1 protein-coding gene and 1 pseudogene are annotated in these 1467 nt (G+C 69.9%); both read right to left on the bottom strand.

The features are described 5' to 3' along the window. A partial coding sequence (locus ACFWPJ_RS32670; RefSeq protein WP_378857352.1) for a cutinase family protein occupies positions 1-1143 on the bottom strand: 1143 nt, incomplete at its 3' end. Beyond that, a pseudogene (locus tag ACFWPJ_RS32665) lies at positions 1140-1467 on the bottom strand (hypothetical protein); the annotation flags it as partial. The gene ACFWPJ_RS32670 and the pseudogene ACFWPJ_RS32665, both read right to left, overlap by 4 nt.

Raw genomic sequence — 1467 nt, 5'->3', positions numbered from 1 at the left:
GGCCCCCGGTTTGGTCAACGCGACCGTGGAGAGCTGGGTGAGGGTGGCCGGGTTCAGGATCGACGCGGCGACGAGCTTTACCGCGTTGAGCCCGATGGTGCCCACCCGCATCGCCGCAGCCAGCGCGGCGTTCATATCCAGCGGAGTTCGAGGATCGGAGGCGTCTGCCAGGCGTTGGGAGATCGACTTGGTCGGCGACATCGCCACCTCGGCCGGCGAGGTCCCCGAGATGTCTTCGTCGACCGTGGTGGTTGCGGCTTTGATCGAGGTGTAGGCCAGGGCTTGGCCGACCGAGATCAGCGAGGCGACCGGGTCACCAGTCGACAGATGTGACTGCGAGGCGACCCCGGCCGCAGCACGCAGGATCGCCGAACCCGCAGAAGTGTCGCAGGCCAGATCGTCTGCCACGCACAGGCTCGCGACCCGCCCAACCAGTGCTCCGTAGTCGGTGGCGATGTCGCGGGTCGGCCCGATCCCGCCGCCGGAGGCAACCGACCGGATCGGTGCGGCGGGCAGCTTCGCCAGGTGGGTGCCGGTCGTGCCCGGCACCGGAGCCGGTGTGGTGGCATCGGTGCCAGGGAACAAGCCTGCGCCCGGGTTACGGGTCGGGTCGGCCATCAACACGACTGCGGCGATTACGTCCGGGGTGACGACGCCTGTTCCGGCGCCGATGTCTTGGGCGGTGATCGAGGCGACGTGTGCGCCCTGGGAGTAGCCGACGATCGCGATCCTGGTCTGCGGGCACGCTGAATTGACTTGGTGGATCATCGATTCCAGCCGGAGGACACCGGTGGCGACGGATTCGGTGTACGGGGTGACTGGGGCGCCGACCGCGCCACCGAACCCTGCCGGGTAAGGCACGTAGGCGCGATCGACCAGACCTCGGCCGGATGCGGCAGCCATCATCGGCCGAAACACCACCGACAGCATCCCGGTATCGGTCGTCGGCGCGGCATCGGGTGAGGATTCCCCGGTGCCCTGCACTCCGAACGCGTAGAGAGCGGGACAGGCCGTGATCGACAATGACGTCGACACCACCGGGGCCGGGCTGGGGTTCGTGGTGGGTGCTGCGCCAACGGGCGCGGCCACGACGAGCACGGCCACGCTGCTGGTCAGCGCTGCGGCTACCCGCAGGGGTGTCATGGGTGCTCCGGTGCCGGGACCGCTGCGCCGAAACCGGCCCACCAGATACTCAGCGGGACGCGTCGCCGGCCCGCGGTGAGGTCGGTGATGAGACCGTCTAGAGCCCGCGCCAGTTCGAACAGAGGCCCCCACGTCGCGATCAGGCTGGTCGGGGTGTGGCGTCGGTCGAGACGGGCGGCGTAGTCGGCCATCCGCGCCACGGCCATGGCGACCGTCTCGGTATGCGGCGGCGTCGCCGAGGACGGCACCGGTAGCGCCTCGGAGACCGCGGTGTCGATGCGCCGCATCTGCTCGACGCGCGCGGCCCCGAGCGACACTGCCACC

The organism is Nocardia sp. NPDC058497 (assembly GCF_042720195.1).
Lineage (GTDB): Bacteria > Actinomycetota > Actinomycetes > Mycobacteriales > Mycobacteriaceae > Nocardia.
The sequence above is the reverse complement of the archived record's forward strand: the minus strand, read 5'-3'. Positions and strand labels throughout refer to the sequence as shown.